This is a genomic window from Pseudomonas sp. W2Jun17 (assembly GCF_023127795.1).
Lineage (GTDB): Bacteria > Pseudomonadota > Gammaproteobacteria > Pseudomonadales > Pseudomonadaceae > Aquipseudomonas > Aquipseudomonas synxantha_A.
This window is the reverse complement of record NZ_SPKO01000002.1, coordinates 24,310-41,035: the sequence shown is the minus strand read 5'-3', so window position 1 is coordinate 41,035 and position 16,726 is coordinate 24,310. Positions and strand designations below refer to the sequence as shown.

Below are 16,726 nucleotides of genomic sequence, written 5' to 3'. Positions count from 1 at the left end.
CCATGAGTGAGCACTATGCCGAGTTGCGCATGTATGTCGCCCCGGAGCCCATCGAGCAAGCCAATCAACAGTGGCTTGCGCGCATCCTTGAGCGCTTGGGCCTGCATCGGCGTAACGCCGACCACCTCGACTTGCCCGGCCTGTGGCTGGCGCCAGAATTGCTCGTCACCCAAACCTGCGGCTACCCGCTGATGACCCAACTGCGTGGCCAGGTTCGCGTCGTCGGTCGCCCCCGCTACGAGCTGCCCCATAGCAGCAATGGCGAACACTGCAGCCTGTTGCTGAGCCGCGTTGACAACCCACGTACTATCCTGGCGCAGTTCTACAACAGCCGCGGGGTGATCAACGGCCACGACTCCAACAGTGGCATGAACCTACTGCGCCACTGCCTGGCACCGTTGCAGCGCGACGGGCGTTTCTTCGCCAGCGTCGCCGTCAGCGGTGCCCACCGTGAGAGCCTGCGCTGGCTGCGTGAAGATCGCGCGGACCTCGCTGCCATCGACAGCGTGACCTACGACTACCTGGCGCGTTTCGTGCCCGAAGAGGTCGCGGGTTTGCGCATGGTTACCCGCAGCGCGCCGAGCCCGACCTTGCCCTATATCGGCCCGCCGGGCTTGAGCGATGTGCAGCTGAAGCAGGTCCGCGAAGCGATGAACCTGGCGTTGCAAGACCTGCCGCAGGTGGCGCAAACCCTTGGTGTGCAAGCCGTGCTCCCCGCTAGCGAAGACGACTATCAGGTGCTGTTGGATTACCAACGGCAAGCCGCCAGCCTTGGCTATACGTATATTCAATAAAGCTATATAAAAATGCATTTTAAATATTATTAAAGAATAAGAGGCCTTGCTAGGATCGCTCTACCGGAACACCGGACATAACGCGCACCCTACTCGACAGGAGCCACTATGTCCGGCGCCGACACCTCTCACCCCGCCTACGTGGGCGCACTGTTCCGCAGCCATTACGCCTGGTTGTGCAGCCGCTTGTATCGTCAACTCGATTCCCGTGCACATGCCGAAGACATCGCCGCCGACACCTTTGTCCAGCTCCTGAGCGCACTCGACGTCGCCCCGATCCGTCAGCCTCGCGCCTTGCTCACCACGATTGCCCAGCGCCTGATGTATCAGCTGTGGCGGCGACGTGACCTGGAGCGCGCCTATCTCGACGCCCTGGATAACGATGAAGCCTTTAGCGTGCCGTCCCCCGAAAACCTGGCCCAGACGTGCGAGGCGCTGCAGGCCGTCGACCAGTGGCTCGACGGCCTGCCGGCCAAGGTCAGGGCGACGTTCCTGTTGTCCCGACTCAATGGCCTGACGTACCCCGCGATCGCGGCCGAACTAGGAGTTTCCCAGCGCTCGGTCAGTGATTACATGGCCCGCGCCCTTAACGGCCGCCTGCGGTTGTGCCTGGAATGAACGCCACGCCTGACTCACTGCACACGGCCAATCCGCTCACGATCACGACCATGAGGCAACCCATGAAAAAACTGAAAAAACTACTAGGGGGTTCGCTGCTGGCACTCACCGTCTTCGCCCAGCCTGCGCCCGCCGCCGAACCTCCCACCCTGCGCATCGGCTACCAGAAAAGCTCGGTGAGTATGGTGCTCGCCCGTGAGCACAAGCTCTTCGAAGCTGCGCTGCCCGGCACCCAGGTGCAATGGACCGAATTCCTCGGCGGCCCGCCGCTGATCGAGGCACTCAACGCCGGCAGCCTGGACATCGGCAATATCGGCGACATCCCGCCGATCTTTGCCCAGGCGGCAGGCATCGACTTGCAGTACTTCGCCGTCGAGCCCAACGACGGCAAGACCGAAGCGGTGCTGGTGCCCAAGGCCAGCACCGTGCAGAACGTCGCGGAGCTCAAGGGCAAGCGCGTGGCGTTGCTCAAGGGCTCCAGTGCACACAACCTGTTCCTCAAGAACCTGCTGCGCGCCGGTTTGCAATGGAAGGACGTGAACGTGGTGTACCTGTCGCCTTCTGACGGCCGTGCGGCCTTCGAACAAGGCAAGGTCGATGCCTGGGTGGTCTGGGACCCGTACTACTCGGCCGCCGTAGTCGACGGCTCTGCTCGCGTGCTGGGTGATGGCCAGGGCCTTAACCCTGCCGGCAGTTTTTTTGTGGTCAACGGCCCGTTCGCCCAGCAACATCCCCAGGCCATCGCCACCATTATCCCGACCCTCGGCAAGGCGCAGCGACTATCACTCGACCAACCCGATGAAAGCATCGCATTGATGGCCGGCACCCTTGGCCTGCCACCGGCGGTGGTCAAAAGCTACTTCGAGCACCGCTCGCCCGCGCCGATCCGTCCGTTGCAGACGATCGACGTCGCCAATCAGCAGCGCACGGCGGACCTGTTTTTTGCCAACGGCCTGATCCCTAGAAAGGTCGACGTGCAGCAGATTGTCTTCAAGCCCGAATAAGCCCCTCTCATCGATTGAGCGCATTTCAGAACATGGGGTGCGCGCCGCCAGCGCCCGGTTGGCAATGCTGGCTGATTAGTGGCCTTGCATAGCGCCAACCCCTGTCTATGCTCACCCAGGACCGTTAATGATGCTTGGCCTATAAAGCGTTTTGAATGGTTATTTCCCCGTGAAGGTTTACCTACACAAGAATGGAATGCGTCGTTCAGGCGCCGGGACTCAAGGGTGATCTGACCATGTTCAACCGCCAGCACAAATCCGACCTGCAAGAAATCCAGCGTTTTTCCTGTGCCCTCACCGAAGCCAATGCCAAGCTCGCAGCCATCAGCCGTTCCATGGCGATGATCGAGTTTGATCGCACAGGCGTGATCCTCGAAGCCAACGAAAATTTCTGCAAGAGCATGGGTTACAGCGTCGATGAGATCCGCGGTAAACATCACCGCATTTTCTGCGATGAGGCCTACACCCACACCGACGAATACAGCAAGTTGTGGCGTGACCTGGCGCGGGGCGAGGCGCTCAGTGGCACCTTCATGCGTTTGAACAAGCGCGGTGAAGAGGTATGGCTTGAAGCCAGCTACATGCCGGTGCTGGACAGCGACAACCAGGTACGCAGTGTGATCAAAGTGGCGTCGGATATTTCTGCACGGGTGCACCATGAACACGAAAACCAGAGCCTGATCGACGCCATTGGCCGTTCCATGGCGGTAATCGAGTTCACGCCCCAGGGCCAGATCCTGAATGCCAACGACAATTTCCTGCGTACCGTGCAGTACTCACGGGAGGAAATCATCGGCCAGCACCACAGCATGTTCTGTCATCGCAGTGAAGTGGAGTCGCCGGCCTACAAGGCATTCTGGGCCTCCCTCAATCGCGGCGAATACCACTCCCATCGCTTCGAGCGTAAAAACAAATACGGCAAGACCTTGTTTCTGGAGGCGTCCTACAACCCGATATTCGATACCAATGGGCGCCTGTACAAAGTGGTGAAATTTGCCAGCGACATCACCGACCAGGTCACCACCCTGCGCACCGCCGCTGATTCGGCCCACGCCACCTCCGTACAAAACGACGCCTGCGCCCGCAAGGGCTCGCAGGTGGTGCAGCAAACGGTACAGATCATCGAGGCCATCTCCAGCGACTTGAACCAGGCTGCCCACAGCATCGATGCGGTCAACAAACAGTCCGACATCATCGGCGCCATCGTGCAGACCATCCGCAGCATTGCCGAACAAACCAATATGCTGGCGCTCAACGCCGCGATTGAAGCGGCGCGAGCCGGCGAGCATGGACGCGGGTTCGCTGTGGTGGCCGATGAAGTGCGCAGCCTCGCGGCCCGCACCAGCCAGGCGACGGTGGAGATAGTGGATGTGGTGCGCAAGAACCACGACCTGTCATTGAGTGCGGTGACGAGCATGCAGTCGAGCTTGAGCCGCACGGGGCTTGGGGTGGAACTGGCCAACGAAGCGGGGCAGGTGATTCTTGAAATTCAGGAAGGCTCGCGGCATGTGGTGGATGCAATCAGTCAGTTCAATTCGACGCTGCAACTGCAATAGTCGAAAACTCTGCTGATCCCATGTCAAAGGAGATCCAAATGTGGGAGGGGGCTTGCCCCTGATGGCATTGGTCTACTGTGCAGCTTAGATAGCAGCCAGGGTCTCTTTCACCGTCTGCGCCTGTGGGTCAACCGTCTTTGCTGCTACCTGCTGCTGTTGCTGCTGCTGAAGCCGCTCGGACACTTGCTTGGCAAAGGCGTTTTGCTCTTCCACCGGCAGGGCGTTCAGTTCTTCCAACGTCAGGCCCCGTTCTTTGAGCAATTGATCGCGAATGCGCTCGGCCGGGGTCTTGGTCATGTAATCGGTGAACTCACTGCGGGCTGAGCCGGCAGCGCTGGATGCCGGCACGTCGCTGGACGCCGTGGCTTGCAGTTGCACACGGGTCTTGGCGAACGCTTCGTCAATGCGATCACTGGCCTTGTCCAGTTCCTTCTGCGCAGATGGCACCGTGATGCTCTGCTGCGCAGCCTGCAGGGCGCCGCTGTACAACGCGCTGGCGGCGGCGTTGGCGGGGTCCATATCGGGTCGCTTGATCTGTTGGACGGTCGACATGGCTTGGGTGTTGTTGTTAACCAGCATGATCGGTCACCTGTGTAAATGTTCGGTTCCACAGCTGGAGCAAATAGTGTGCCGGTTGCGATACCCTCTATTTACTGGGGGTCGTGTGGCCGTTGCGGCAAGCACTCTGCCGCAGGCGGCCAAGCATTGCCGTCAGTGGGCGATATTTTCCAGCGCGAGGTTACGCGTACGCGGCCCGAACCAGCTGATGGTAATCATCACGATCAGCATGCTGCTGGCGATAAACGCCAACACCCCTGGCGTGCCCAGGTGTTCGAGGATAAAGCCGATCAACAGGCTGCTGAACACCGTAGATAGGCGGCTGAACGAATAGCAGAACCCCACGGCCCGTGCGCGGATATTGGTGGGGAACAATTCGCTCTGGTACGAGTGATAACTGAAACTCAGCCAGGCATTGCAGAAGGTGATCATCACCCCGCAGAAAATCAGCCCCAGTGCGCTGGTTTGCAGGGCGAACAGGCTACCGAAAATCACCGCGCCCATGGCGGAACCGACAATCTGCCATTTGTTTTCAAAGCGGTTGGCCACCTTCACAAACAGCAACGGCCCCAGCGGGTAGGCGAGGGTGATGATAAAGGCGTACATCAAGCTGTGGGTCACGCTGACACCCTGGCCCGACAGCAGCGCCGGCAACCAATTGCCGAAGCCGAAAAAACCGATGGCCTGGAACACATGGAACACAATCAGCATCAAGGCGCGGCGACGGTAGGGCGGTTGCCAGATATCGGCAAAACGGCCGCTGCCTTGAACGCTGACGGCTTCGGGTTGCGGCTCATCCAAGGGCTTGCCGTGATCTTTCAGGCAGCGTGTTTCCAGGTTGTCCATGATCGCACCGGCTTCTTCGAAACGGCCCTTCTGTGCCAGCCAACGCGGCGATTCAGGCAGGCGCTTGCGCAATTGCCAGATAAACAGCGCAAACACCGCGCTGCTCAACACCACCCAGCGCCAGCCGGAGATGCCGAACGGCGCCTGGGGCACCAGCCACCACGACATCAAGGCCACGGCGGGCACCGACAGAAACTGAATGAAAAACGCAAAGGCAAACGCCGAACTGCGCATGCGCTTGGGCACCAGTTCCGAGAGGTAGGCATCGATAGTCACCAGTTCGATGCCCAGGCCGATGCCCACCACAAAGCGCATGCAGATGATGCCGAGGGCGGAGGTTTGAATACCCATCAGCACTGTGGCGACGGTGTACCAGATCAATGCAAAGGTGAAGATCGCCCGGCGCCCGTAGCGGTCGGCGATGGGGCTGAGCAGGCTGGCGCCGAGGAACAGGCCGAGGAAGGTTGCCGAGGCGAACGCAGCCTGGTCCGAGAAGCCAAACACGCCCTGGCTGCCGGTATTAAAAATGCCGTCGCTGATCAGGCCGGGGCTGATATAGGCGGTCTGGAACAGGTCATACAGCTCGAAAAAACCACCGATGGACAGCAGCGCCACCAGGCGCCAGATGGTGGCCACGGCGGGCAGGCGATCGATGCGCGCGCTGATATGGGCGGCGCGGAGCGGGTCGATACCGTCGGTGGTGGATTGGGCGGGCATGGTGAAAACTCAGTAAGTGATGGGGATTTCAAATACCTGGAACGCATCATCCAGCGGTTGGTAGCCCAGCACACGTGTGGTTTCGCTCAAATCCAGACGCTTGAAGCGGTTGTTGGAAATACCGTGGGCGATCAGGTGCTTCACGCCGACGGTTTCCACTGAGCGTTGCAGCAGTTGCACGGCATCCCGCGGGCTGAGCCACGCGCTGAGGTCGCGGGCGTTGTTCAGGTCGTGGGTTTCGGGGAATTCAAAAGCGCCGATGCGCAGGGCGATGGTCGACAGCGGCGTCTTGGCTGCGTAGTAGCCACACAACGCCTCGCCATAGCATTTGCTCACGCCATACATATTGGCGGGCATCACCGGCATACCGGGGGTGATCTGGCGATCCACCGGGTAGCCTTCGATGGTTTGCGCGCTGCTGGCAAATACCAGGCGCTGCACGCCGGCGGCCACGGCAGCTTCGAACAGGTAGGTGGTAGCGAGTATGTTGTTGGGCAGCAATTCGTTGAATGAGGCACTGGCGTGGGGGATACCCGACAGGTGCACGATTACGTCGATGCCTTCGAGCAGGGTCGCCAGGCTGGATTTATCGCTGAGGTCGGCGTGTACGAAACGGTGTCCACCCAGGTCGAAATCCGGCGCGATGCGGTCAGTGAGCGTGAAGCGGTAGCGGTCTTGCGAGGCCTGGAAAAATGTCTTGCCGATTCTGCCGCAGGCGCCGGTGAGTAGTACGTTGAGTCCGTTCACGTGGGGTCCCTGTGCTTAGTTGTGGCCGTCGAGGGCGAAGGTCTTGAAACCGGCGTGCTGGCTGAGCCGCTGATAGTAGGCGGCAATGGCGGGGTAGGGCGGACGCTGCATGGGCGTTGCCTGCCAGCGGTGTACCGAGAGGCCGATCAAGATATCGGCGAGGGTGAATTCCTCGCCGGCCACATAGGCACCGGTCTTGGCCAACTGCTGTTCGAGAATGCCCATCTTGTCGTTCCATAGCTGCACCGCGGCGGCGATTTGCGCCGCGTCGAGGCCGTCGGGGTTGTTGCGTACCAATGCGGTGAAAGCGTCGCTCCAGGCGCGATTGAGTTCCACGGCTTGCCAGTCGATCCATTGCTCGACACGCGCCCGGGGGGCGGGCTCGACAGGCAGCAGGTCGTGGCGTTGGTACAGGCCGACGAGGTAGCGACAGATGGTGTTGGACTCCCACAGCACGCCGTGGTCGTCGATCAGCACAGGTATCTGCGCGTTGGGGTTCAGAGCGAGGAACTCGGTGGACTGGGTGGGCTTGAAGCCGATGCCCCAGTCTTCACGCACGTAGTCGATGCCCAGTTCCTGGCAGGTCCACAACACTTTGCGCACGTTGATGGAGGACGTGCGGCCCAAGATTTTCAGTGAATGTCCCATGGTGCTTCCCTGGCGATGGAAAGTGGTCAATCTAGCAGGGGTAAAGTGGGCACGGTTAAAAAATGTGGGAGGGGGCTTGCTCCCGATAGCGGTGGGTCAGTCAACTTACAGATAGCTGACCCACTGCAATCGGGAGCAAGCCCCCTCCCACATTTGGACCGAGTAAGGTCTCAGCAGCGTGGTGTGTGCTGGTCCATGGCCTTGCCGAGCAGCGAGTTAAATGAGGGTGGCAGCTGTACGCAGGTTAGTAGACCGGTGGACACTCAAAGCCGGCGCACCCGAAAGTGCCCTACGCACAGCCGCCATTAACACAGGCAGACTTCTGATCGTTCCCACGCAGAGCGTGGGAACGAGCGGGTCAGGTGCTCTCCCGCACCTGCAACTCAAACCCCATATCCACCACCGGCTTGGCGATCTTGTTGCCCGCCATGATGGTCAACAAATGCTCCGCCGCCCTGCGGCCAATGGCTTCTCGTGGCGTGCTGATGCTGCTCAGGCGCGGCACCATGAATGCCGACGCGGGCAAGTCGTTGAAGCCCAGCACCGCGACACGCTCCGGCACCTTGATGCCGTGACGCATGGCTTCAAGCAGTGCGCCCTGGGCCAGGTCATCGTTGCCGAAGAAGATCGCATCCACATCCGGATGCGCTGCCAGCAATTGCAGGAACAGTTCGCCGCCCAGGCCCACGGAAGAGGGCCGTGGCGTCAATAGTTCCAGCGCTGGGTCGTACATGCCCGCCTGCTGCAAGGCGCGGCGGAAACCTTCACCGCGCAACAACGTGCGCTGATCCAACTGCGCGCCGATGTAGGCCAGGCGCTTGCGCCCCCGGGACAGTAAATGTGCCGCTGCCGTCTCGCCTGCTGCCAACTGTGAGAAACCCACGCAGTTCACCCCGGCATTGGGGTCCAGATCCATCATGTACACGCACGGCACATTGCTGGTCTCGACCATTCGTCGCGCGCTTTCGGTGCGGTCGAATCCGGTCAACAGCAACCCCCGTGGCTGGTAAGACATGTAGTTGCGCAACAGGTTTTCTTCTTCATCGCGCGAATAATGGGAGTTGCCGATCAGCACTTCAAAGCCCTTGGGCCGCAGTACCTGATGGATGGCTTCCAGTGTTTCGATAAACAACAAGTTGGACAGCGACGGCACCAGCACCACCACCGATTGGCTCTGGGCCGACGCCAGGGCGCGAGCGGCGGGGGTGACCACGTAGCTGAGTTCGGCGGCGGCCTGCTGGACTTTTTCCACCAGTTCGGTGGCCACGGTGCTGATACCGCGCAAGGCGCGGGAGGCGGTGATTGGGCTGACCCCGGCCAGGCGTGCAACTTCATTGAGGGTAGGGCGGCCCGTCGTGCGGGTATTTTTATCGTTCTTGGAGGTCATCAGGCGGCTTGCCAAACAAAAATCGAGGCACTAAGGTAGCGCTGTCTCCAAAGGGCTGCAAATTATTGAACCTAGGGTTGCCTGATCCGGTTCGAATGATTGGAGCAGATGCACGCGTCACTCCATAAAAATGACAAGTCGGCGCGGGAAAAGCCTGTTTTTGCACTAGCCTTATGCTGTGCAAAGGTAGCGCTATCTGCGTCCTGAGGTGTTTCATGAGTCAACCTGTTACCGCCCTGGTCATCATGGGTGTTTCCGGCTGTGGCAAGTCCAGCGTCAGCGAAGCCCTGTGCCGCCTGAACGGCGCCACTGCCATTGAAGGCGACAGCTTTCACCCCGCCGCCAACATCGAAAAGATGAGCGCCGGCCACCCCCTTAACGACGACGATCGCGCCGGCTGGCTCGACATCCTGTGCGATGAACTGCGCCGGTCGCTCACAGCGGGCGAGCATCCTGTGCTCACCTGTTCAGCCCTGAAAAAGAAATACCGCGACCACCTGCGCGAAGCCGCGCCGGGCCTGGGCTTTGTCTTCCTGGAGCTGACCCGCGAAGTGGCCGCCGACCGCGTGTCCCACCGGCCCGGCCATTTCATGCCGGCCAGCCTGATCGACAGCCAGTTCGCCACCCTGGAGTCGCCCAAGGGCGAGCCGCTGACCCTGGCGCTCAACGCCAGTGAAGACAGCGTCGAGGAACTGGCCGAGCAGACCAACGCCTGGTGGCTTAAGCACGGCTTTGAACCAACTCATTAATTTTTTGCCGGAAAAGATAGCGCTATCCCCGGCAGGAAATTCAACACCCGCTTTAATAACAACAACAAACAGGAGAGACCCCCCATGTTTGGCATGTCCCACGAGTCTTACCTGCTGCTAGATGCAGTGGTCACTATCATCGGGTTGATCGTTCTGATCACCAAGTTCAAGGTGCACCCGTTCATTGCACTGATCATCGCGGCCGGTTTCCTCGGCCTGACCTCGGGCATGCCCGTGGACAAGATCATCAAGGCGTTCCAGGACGGTTTCGGCGGCGTGCTCGGCTTTGTCGGCATTATCCTCGCGCTGGGCACGATGCTCGGCAAGATGATGGCCGAATCCGGCGGTGCCGATCAGATCGCCCAGACCCTGATCCGCGCCTTCGGCAAAGAGAAGGTCCAGTGGGCCATGATGTTCGCCGCGTTCCTGGTGGGCATCCCGCTGTTCTTCGAGATCGGCTTTGTGCTGCTGATCCCGCTGGTGTTTATCGTGGCACGGCGTACCGGCGTGTCGCTGATCAAGATCGGCATCCCGTTGCTCGCCGGCCTGTCGGCGGTACACGGCCTGGTGCCACCGCACCCGGGCCCGCTGCTGGCGATCGGCGTGTTTGGCGCAGATATCGGCAAAACCATTCTGTACGGCCTGATCGTCGCACTGCCAACCGCCATCATCGCCGGCCCGATCTTCGGTACATTTATCGCCAAGTACATTCCGGGCAACCCGTCCCAGGAACTGGTCGATCAATTGGCCCGCGAGACGGATAACAAGTCGCTGCCAAGCTTTGGCATCACCCTGGTCACCGTGCTCTTGCCGGTGTTCCTGATGCTGCTCAAAACCTTTGCCGACATCGCCTTTGCCGAAGGCAACGTGGTGCGCAACTGGATGGACATGATCGGCCACCCGATCACCGCCTTGCTGCTGGCGTTGCTGCTGTCGCTCTACACCTTTGGCCATCGCCAGGGCATCCATTCCAAGCAGATCCTCAAGCTGCTCGACGCCAGCCTGGCGCCGACCGCCGCGATCATCCTGATCATCGGTGCCGGTGGTGGCTTCAAGCAGATGCTGGTGACCAGCGGCGTGGGTGATGTGATCGGTCATATGGCAGTGAACGCACAGATCAACCCGATCCTGCTGGCGTGGCTGGTGGCGGCGGTGATTCGTATCGCCACCGGTTCAGCGACGGTCGCGACCATTACCGGTGCAGGCATTGTGGTGCCGGTGGTCGGCATGATTCCGGGCGTCAACCGCGAGTTGCTGGTGCTGGCGACGGGCGCGGGTTCGTTGATCTTGTCGCACGTCAACGATGCGGGGTTCTGGCTGGTCAAGCAGTACTTCAACATGACCGTGGCCGAGACGTTCAAGACCTGGACGGCGATGGAGACCATCCTGTCGATCGTGGCGCTGATCTTCATCATGTTGCTGTCGTTGGTGGTGTAAGCCACACCGCACAGTCTGGGGTGAAAACCCAATCAAATGTGGGAGGGGGCTTGCTCCCGATGGCGGTGGATCAGTCACCAGATGTATCGACTGAACCACTGCTATCGGGAGCAAGCCCCCTCCCACATTTTGACCGAGTTAGACGCTGGCTTTGGGTACTAGCCCATCCGCCCTGAACATGCCACGAATCCCGCGCACCGCCTGGCGAATCCGGTCTTGGTTTTCGATCAGCGCAAAGCGTACGTGATCATCGCCATACTCGCCAAAACCAATCCCCGGCGACACACACACCTTCGCCTCCAGCAGCAACTTCTTGGCAAATTCCAGCGAGCCCATGGCGGCATACTGTTCGGGGATTTTTGCCCAGACGTACATCGACGCCTTGGGGTTCTCCACCATCCAGCCCAGCTCATGCAGGCCCTTGACCAGCACGTTGCGGCGCTGGCGGTACTGCTCGGCGATGTCTTTGACGCACTGCTGATCGCCTTCCAGCGCAGCAATCGCCGCGACTTGCAGCGGTGTGAAGGTGCCGTAGTCGTGGTAGCTCTTGATCCGCGCCAGGGCGTTGACCAGTTCGGGGTTGCCCACCATGAACCCGATGCGCCAGCCGGCCATGTTGTAGCTCTTGGACAGGGTAAAAAACTCCACCGCGATGTCCTTGGCGCCGGGTACCTGCATGATCGAGGGGGCTTTCCAGCCGTCGTAGACGATATCGGCGTAGGCCAGGTCGTGCACCACCAGCACGTCGTATTGCTTGGCCAGGGCGATCACTCGCTCGAAGAAATCCAGCTCCACGCACTGCGCAGTGGGGTTGGACGGGAAGCCCAGGATCATCATCTTTGGCTTGGGGATCGAGCCGCGAATTGCCCGTTCCAGCTCGGCGAAAAAGTCCACGCCCGGCACCAGCGGCACCGAACGTACCTGGGCACCGGCAATCACCGCACCGTAGATGTGAATCGGGTAGCTGGGGTTGGGCACCAGCACGGTGTCGCCCTGGTCCAGGGTGGCCAGCATCAGGTGCGCCAGACCCTCTTTGGAACCGATGGTGACGATGGCTTCCGACTCGGGGTCGATATCCACTTCATAACGGTCCTTGTACCAGCGCGAAATCGCCCGGCGCAGGCGTGGAATGCCTTTGGAGGTGGAGTAGCCGTGGGTGTCTTCACGCTGGGCGACGGTGACCATTTTTTCCACAATGTGCGGTGGCGTGGCGCCGTCGGGGTTACCCATGCTCAAGTCGATGATGTCTTCGCCGCGCCGACGCGCAGCCATCTTCAGCTCGGCAGTGATATTGAAAACGTAAGGGGGGAGTCGATCTATGCGCGCAAAGCGGCGCGGCGAACCTTGGTCGGCCATTGTTGCCTCGAGAGTACGTAAGCGCCCGGAACCGTCCGAGCGACGTCGGCCACTGCGGTGGCCTGCGAGGCTGACAATACGGGCGATGATGGCAAGTTGTCCAGATGCGTAGGAAAAATTTCTACATGGAGTGTGGCGCGGATATGCCCCTATACTCGATGCGGGTTTGTTCCCTCATAAGAAGGAGACTGTTCGTATGGATCAGCAGACAAAACAACCGTTGGAGCCACGCATGGAAGCCGGCAAAGCGCTGGTGATCGCCGGTGTGCAAGGGCGTTATTCGAAGGCCACCGTGGGCGATATCCCACGGTTGTGGGAGTTGTTCGACACCTGCATCAAGGACATCAAGAAGCGCGTGGGTGGGGTGACCTATGGGGTATGCCACAACCCCCATCAAGGCGAATTCGATTACATGGCGGGGGTTGAAGTCCCGACCAAGGGCGATGTGCCCAGCAACTTCGAGTTCATCGAAATCCCCCCGCTCAACTATGCCGTGTTCCCCCATTACGGGCCGGTGCAGGCGCTTGAGCAAACCTACGAACGCATCATGTTCGAATGGCTGCCGCATTCGGGCTACAAGGTGATGGGGGCGGATTTCGAGCGCTATAGCGCAGATTTCGATGGGAGGAAGGGCACGGGGACGGTGGAAATCTGGCTACCGGTTGGAGAGCGGGGCTGACTCCGCATTCGATGTCACGTAAACACGACAGGCGCGCGTGAAAGTCCTGTTTACGTGACATTACCGTTATGAACTGAATATCCAGCGCAACCGGCGCTCATACCCGACCCGTCCCTTGTAGGCCTCGCCGCTGTCCACCCATCCCGCCCCGAGATACAGCCCCATCGCCGCCAGGTTGTGCGTGTCCACAGACAACTCCAACCCTTTGATCTGCGGCCATGCCGCGAGCGCGATGGCCGGTAGTGCCTGTAAACACGCCTTGCCGAACCCAAGCCCCTGCTGACTGCGATCCACCTGCAACGCATGCAGCGTGGCGCTGTGTTCATCGGCCCAATGGGGCAGGCAGGGGGGGCGCTTGAGCAGCAGGAAGGCCACGGGAATGTCGTCTGCCAAAAACGCAAAGCCTTTGACCCCAGGGCTTGGGTTGGCCAGCAAGGTATTAAGGGCGCAGTAGATATCTCCGCTAAACGGCAATTGTTCAGGATGAACTTCGATGGCGCCCACTTGCTGTTGTTGCACAGCATTGAGCGCCTCGTAGGCAACAAGGCGGGTTTGCATCGGGCTATCCGAACGGCTGCAAAGAAGGGCTCAGTTTATCGGGTTTGACCTATGGGAAATTATTTTTCCGTGGTGTGTCGATTGGCACGAAGGCCATTCGACTAAGAGTGTCCTACGTGATTTTCCACCCCAAGGAGTCATCGCCATGAGCACTGCCATCAACCACCTGATCGAGCAATGGAAACAAGCCGTCGTCAGTCGCGATATCGACAAGATTGTCAGCTTTTACGCCGACGATATCGTCTCGTTCGATGCCGTAACCGCTTTGCAATTCAAAGGCAGGGCGGCCTACCACGCGCACTGGGAAGAATGTATGAAGCATTGCCCCGGCCCCGGTATCTTCGAGTTTCATGAACTGCATATCGTCCAAGCGCCAGACAGCGCGTTCGCTCACTGGCTGGCCCACTGCGGCGGTGCCGGGCCCGATGGTGAGGTGAAAGCCTGCTGGATGCGCGTGACCGCTGGGTACCAGCGCATCAATGGCCAATGGAAAGTGGTGCATGAACACTGGTCGGCGCCCTTTGATATGCAAAGCGGCACGGCGCTGTTTGACCTGGAACCCTGAGCGCCGCGAACTATAGTCAGTCATCCGAACACGGAGAACGCCATGAAATACCTGTGCCTGATCTACAGCGACGAACAGGTGTTGCACACCTCGGCCGACAGCCCGCACGACTCGGAGTGTTTTGCTTACGCCGAAGCGATCCAGGCCAGCGGACGAATGCTGGCCGCCGAGCCGCTGGAGCCGGTGGCCACCGCCACCACCGTGCGTATGCGCAATGGCAAGTTGTCGATCACCGACGGGCCGTTTGCCGAAACCAAGGAGCAGCTCGCCGGGTTCTACCTGATCGACGCCAGGGACCTTAACGAAGCGATCCAGGTGGCGGGTGGCATTCCGGCGGCCCGGGTCGGCAGTGTGGAAGTGCGCCCGGTGCGCGAACTGAACCTGCCGCAATGACGCTCAGTGGTCAGGTCGAAGCCATTTACCGCAGTGAGTCACGGCGTGTGCTTGCCACGCTGATTCGCGTGCTGGGTGATTTCGACCTGGCCGAGGAGGCGCTGCATGAGGCGTTTTTTGTCGCCGTGCAGCGCTGGCCCGAGGACGGCATACCGGATAACCCACGGGCCTGGCTGGTATCGACCGGCCGCTTCAAAGCCATCGATCGCCTGCGTCGCCAGGCGCGGTTTACCCCGTTGCTGCAAGAGCAGGCCGACACGCTGCAGGCAGCTGACTGGAGCGATGACGACGTGGAAGATGACCGCCTGCGCCTGATCTTCACCTGCTGCCATCCGGCGCTGGCCCCTGATGCCCAGGCCGCGCTGACCCTGCGTGAGATCTGCGACCTCAGCACCGAGCAAATCGCCCACGCGTTCCTGGCCACACCTGCCACCATCGCCCAGCGCATCGTGCGCGCCAAGGGCAAGATCCGCGATGCGAAAATTCCTTACCAAGTGCCGTCCCGAGCCGAATTGCCCGAGCGATTGGATAGCGTGTTGCGCGTGATTTACCTGGTGTTCAACGAGGGCTACACGGCCTCCACTGGGGCGGACCTGACGTGCGAAGACTTGACCCTGGAGGCCATTCGCCTGTGCCGTTTGCTGATGCAATTGCTGCCGGAGCCGGAGGTCATGGGCTTGTTGGCGTTGATGCTGTTGCATGAGTCGCGAAGGCCCGCACGCACCTCGGCCAACGGCGAACTGGTGCTGCTGGATGCTCAGGACCGTGGGCTGTGGGATACATCGTTGATAGCTGAAGGCTGCAACCTGGTGGAGCAGGCGCTGAGCACCCGGTGCTTCGGGCCGTATTGCTTGCAGGCGGCGATTGCGGCGGTGCACTCCGAGGCTGCCTGCGCCGGGGAAACCGATTGGCGACAGATTATCGGGCTCTACGATGTACTGCTCAGAGCGGTACCCTCGCCGGTGATCGAATTGAACCGGGCAGTTGCGGTGGCGATGGAGCAGGGGCCATTGGTGGGGTTGGCGCTGGTGGAGGGCATTTTGCAACGCGGTGACTTGCACGATTACCACTTGGCGCATTCAGCCCGCGGGGAGTTTTGCCGGCAGTTGGGACGGGTTGAAGAGGCCCGTGCAGCTTACGAAAAAGCCCTGTCGCTGACCCAACAAGTCCCGGAAAAGCGCTTCATCATGCGCCGCCTCGCCGAACTCAATTCCCCCAGACAATGACTATCCAAATGTGGGAGGGGCTCAGTCGAGCATCTTGCCCAGCAACCAACTCCCAGCAGGCCCCGGTGGGTGTTGGCGTGACCACAACGCATCCACCGCCACCGAGCGCGGCCAACTGCGAACCTTGAGTTCGACCAACTGATTGCCGCCAAAACGTTCCACCAGCCAGCGTGGAATCGGTGCCCAGCCAAAACCCAGTTGCGCCATCTCCATCAACATCAGGTAACTCGGTGCCGACCACACACGCTGAGTGCTGCGGTTTTCATTGGGGTTGATGATGCTCGCCAAGCGCAGTTCCCGGTGTTGCTGCAAGACGTGCGCAAGCACCCTGTCCAGGCCAGCCAATGGGTGTTTAGGCGAAACGAACAGCGCGATTTCCGTGCGTTCTTCCACGCAGGAGAAGGTTAGATCCGGCGGGTAAATCTCTTGTTTCTCGATAAACGCAATCTGTGCCCGGCCGCTTTGTACCAGCGCGATCAGGTCTTCGCATTCGGCGATCAGGCATTCCAGCTCAAGGTCCGGATAGCGTTGCTCGAAGGCTGTGAGGGCGATTTCGAATCGATCCGATTGGTAAGTATCGGACATGGCGATACTCAACTTCGGCTCCAACCCTTGGGATAGCTGACTGGCGGCCAACTCCAGGCGACTGCTGGCCTCCAGCACCTGTTCGGCCCGTTGCAGCAGTACCTGCCCCGCCGCAGTCAAGGTGGGTTTGCGGCTGCTGCGATCAAACAGCACAACGTCCAGGTCAATCTCAAGGCTGGCCACCGCCGCGCTGACAGTCGACTGGCTTTTGCCCAGCTTGCGCGCAGCGGCGGAAAACGAGCCTTGGGTAGCGGCCTGGACAAACGCCTGGAGCACTTCGTGGGAGGCCATACTATCGCCTTG

The 16,726-nt window shown here is 60.3% G+C and carries 18 protein-coding genes; 10 read left to right on the top strand and 8 right to left on the bottom strand.

Features of this window, described 5'->3' with window-relative positions; translation table 11 throughout:
- Positions 1-2: 2 nt before the first annotated feature.
- The 4 genes from E4O98_RS00605 (at position 3) to E4O98_RS00590 (ending at position 3,972) form a co-directional block, all read left to right on the top strand.
- Entirely contained in the window at positions 3-794 is a 792-nt protein-coding gene (locus E4O98_RS00605) for a PhnD/SsuA/transferrin family substrate-binding protein (RefSeq protein ID WP_032879776.1), read from the top strand.
- A 108-nt stretch (positions 795-902) separates the two neighbouring features.
- The gene (locus E4O98_RS00600) at positions 903-1,412 is read left to right on the top strand and encodes a sigma-70 family RNA polymerase sigma factor (protein WP_032879778.1); all 510 of its coding nucleotides are present in this window, start codon (positions 903-905) and stop codon (positions 1,410-1,412) included.
- A gap of 62 nt (positions 1,413-1,474) precedes the next feature.
- On the top strand, positions 1,475-2,416 hold the full coding sequence (locus E4O98_RS00595) for an aliphatic sulfonate ABC transporter substrate-binding protein (protein ID WP_248133924.1): 942 nt from the start codon (positions 1,475-1,477) through the stop codon (positions 2,414-2,416).
- A gap of 236 nt (positions 2,417-2,652) precedes the next feature.
- On the top strand, positions 2,653-3,972 hold the full coding sequence (locus tag E4O98_RS00590) for a PAS domain-containing methyl-accepting chemotaxis protein (protein WP_078822307.1): 1,320 nt from the start codon (positions 2,653-2,655) through the stop codon (positions 3,970-3,972).
- An 84-nt stretch (positions 3,973-4,056) separates the two neighbouring features.
- Here E4O98_RS00590 and E4O98_RS00585 read toward each other — a convergent pair whose 3' ends face one another.
- The 5 genes from E4O98_RS00585 to E4O98_RS00565 form a co-directional block, all read right to left on the bottom strand.
- Entirely contained in the window at positions 4,057-4,551 is a 495-nt protein-coding gene (locus tag E4O98_RS00585) for a hypothetical protein (protein ID WP_248133922.1), read from the bottom strand.
- 132 nt (positions 4,552-4,683) lie between these two features.
- A complete protein-coding gene (locus tag E4O98_RS00580) occupies positions 4,684-6,093 on the bottom strand; it encodes an MFS transporter (protein WP_223017839.1) in 1,410 nt (469 codons plus the stop codon).
- A gap of 9 nt (positions 6,094-6,102) precedes the next feature.
- Positions 6,103-6,840: an NAD(P)-dependent oxidoreductase gene (locus tag E4O98_RS00575; RefSeq protein WP_032879781.1), complete on the bottom strand. Its 738-nt coding sequence runs from the start codon at positions 6,838-6,840 to the stop codon at positions 6,103-6,105.
- A gap of 15 nt (positions 6,841-6,855) precedes the next feature.
- Positions 6,856-7,488, bottom strand: a complete 633-nt coding sequence (locus tag E4O98_RS00570) for a glutathione S-transferase (protein ID WP_248133920.1) — start codon at positions 7,486-7,488, stop codon at positions 6,856-6,858.
- A gap of 358 nt (positions 7,489-7,846) precedes the next feature.
- Positions 7,847-8,878, bottom strand: a complete 1,032-nt coding sequence (locus E4O98_RS00565) for a LacI family DNA-binding transcriptional regulator (protein WP_248133950.1) — start codon at positions 8,876-8,878, stop codon at positions 7,847-7,849.
- A 212-nt stretch (positions 8,879-9,090) separates the two neighbouring features.
- Between E4O98_RS00565 and E4O98_RS00560 the strand changes: the two genes are divergently transcribed.
- On the top strand, positions 9,091-9,624 hold the full coding sequence (locus E4O98_RS00560; RefSeq protein WP_032879784.1) for a gluconokinase: 534 nt from the start codon (positions 9,091-9,093) through the stop codon (positions 9,622-9,624).
- Between the two features lie 84 nt (positions 9,625-9,708).
- Positions 9,709-11,061 carry a GntP family permease gene (locus E4O98_RS00555; RefSeq protein WP_005790708.1) on the top strand — a complete coding sequence of 451 codons (1,353 nt, stop codon included), beginning with the start codon at positions 9,709-9,711 and terminating at the stop codon, positions 11,059-11,061.
- A gap of 138 nt (positions 11,062-11,199) precedes the next feature.
- Here E4O98_RS00555 and alaC read toward each other — a convergent pair whose 3' ends face one another.
- A complete protein-coding gene (alaC, locus tag E4O98_RS00550) occupies positions 11,200-12,417 on the bottom strand; it encodes an alanine transaminase (protein WP_032879786.1) in 1,218 nt (405 codons plus the stop codon).
- Positions 12,418-12,613: 196 nt separating this feature from the next.
- On the opposite strand from alaC, the gene E4O98_RS00545 reads away from it, so the two are divergent.
- Positions 12,614-13,096: a GyrI-like domain-containing protein gene (locus tag E4O98_RS00545; protein ID WP_148852586.1), complete on the top strand. Its 483-nt coding sequence runs from the start codon at positions 12,614-12,616 to the stop codon at positions 13,094-13,096.
- A gap of 66 nt (positions 13,097-13,162) precedes the next feature.
- Here E4O98_RS00545 and E4O98_RS00540 read toward each other — a convergent pair whose 3' ends face one another.
- A complete protein-coding gene (locus tag E4O98_RS00540; protein ID WP_032879790.1) occupies positions 13,163-13,654 on the bottom strand; it encodes a GNAT family N-acetyltransferase in 492 nt (163 codons plus the stop codon).
- A gap of 145 nt (positions 13,655-13,799) precedes the next feature.
- Between E4O98_RS00540 and E4O98_RS00535 the strand changes: the two genes are divergently transcribed.
- From E4O98_RS00535 to E4O98_RS00525, 3 genes are read left to right on the top strand one after another with little or no spacing between them, the layout of a single operon-like run.
- Positions 13,800-14,219: a nuclear transport factor 2 family protein gene (locus E4O98_RS00535; protein WP_248133918.1), complete on the top strand. Its 420-nt coding sequence runs from the start codon at positions 13,800-13,802 to the stop codon at positions 14,217-14,219.
- 42 nt (positions 14,220-14,261) lie between these two features.
- Positions 14,262-14,612: a YciI family protein gene (locus E4O98_RS00530; protein WP_228308881.1), complete on the top strand. Its 351-nt coding sequence runs from the start codon at positions 14,262-14,264 to the stop codon at positions 14,610-14,612.
- Positions 14,609-15,838: an RNA polymerase sigma factor gene (locus tag E4O98_RS00525; RefSeq protein WP_248133916.1), complete on the top strand. Its 1,230-nt coding sequence runs from the start codon at positions 14,609-14,611 to the stop codon at positions 15,836-15,838. The genes E4O98_RS00530 and E4O98_RS00525 overlap by 4 nt, the downstream gene beginning before the upstream one ends.
- Positions 15,839-15,859: 21 nt before the next feature.
- On the opposite strand, the gene E4O98_RS00520 is transcribed toward E4O98_RS00525, so the two are convergent.
- On the bottom strand, positions 15,860-16,714 hold the full coding sequence (locus E4O98_RS00520) for a LysR family transcriptional regulator (RefSeq protein WP_248133915.1): 855 nt from the start codon (positions 16,712-16,714) through the stop codon (positions 15,860-15,862).
- Between the last annotated feature and the right edge of the window lie 12 nt (positions 16,715-16,726).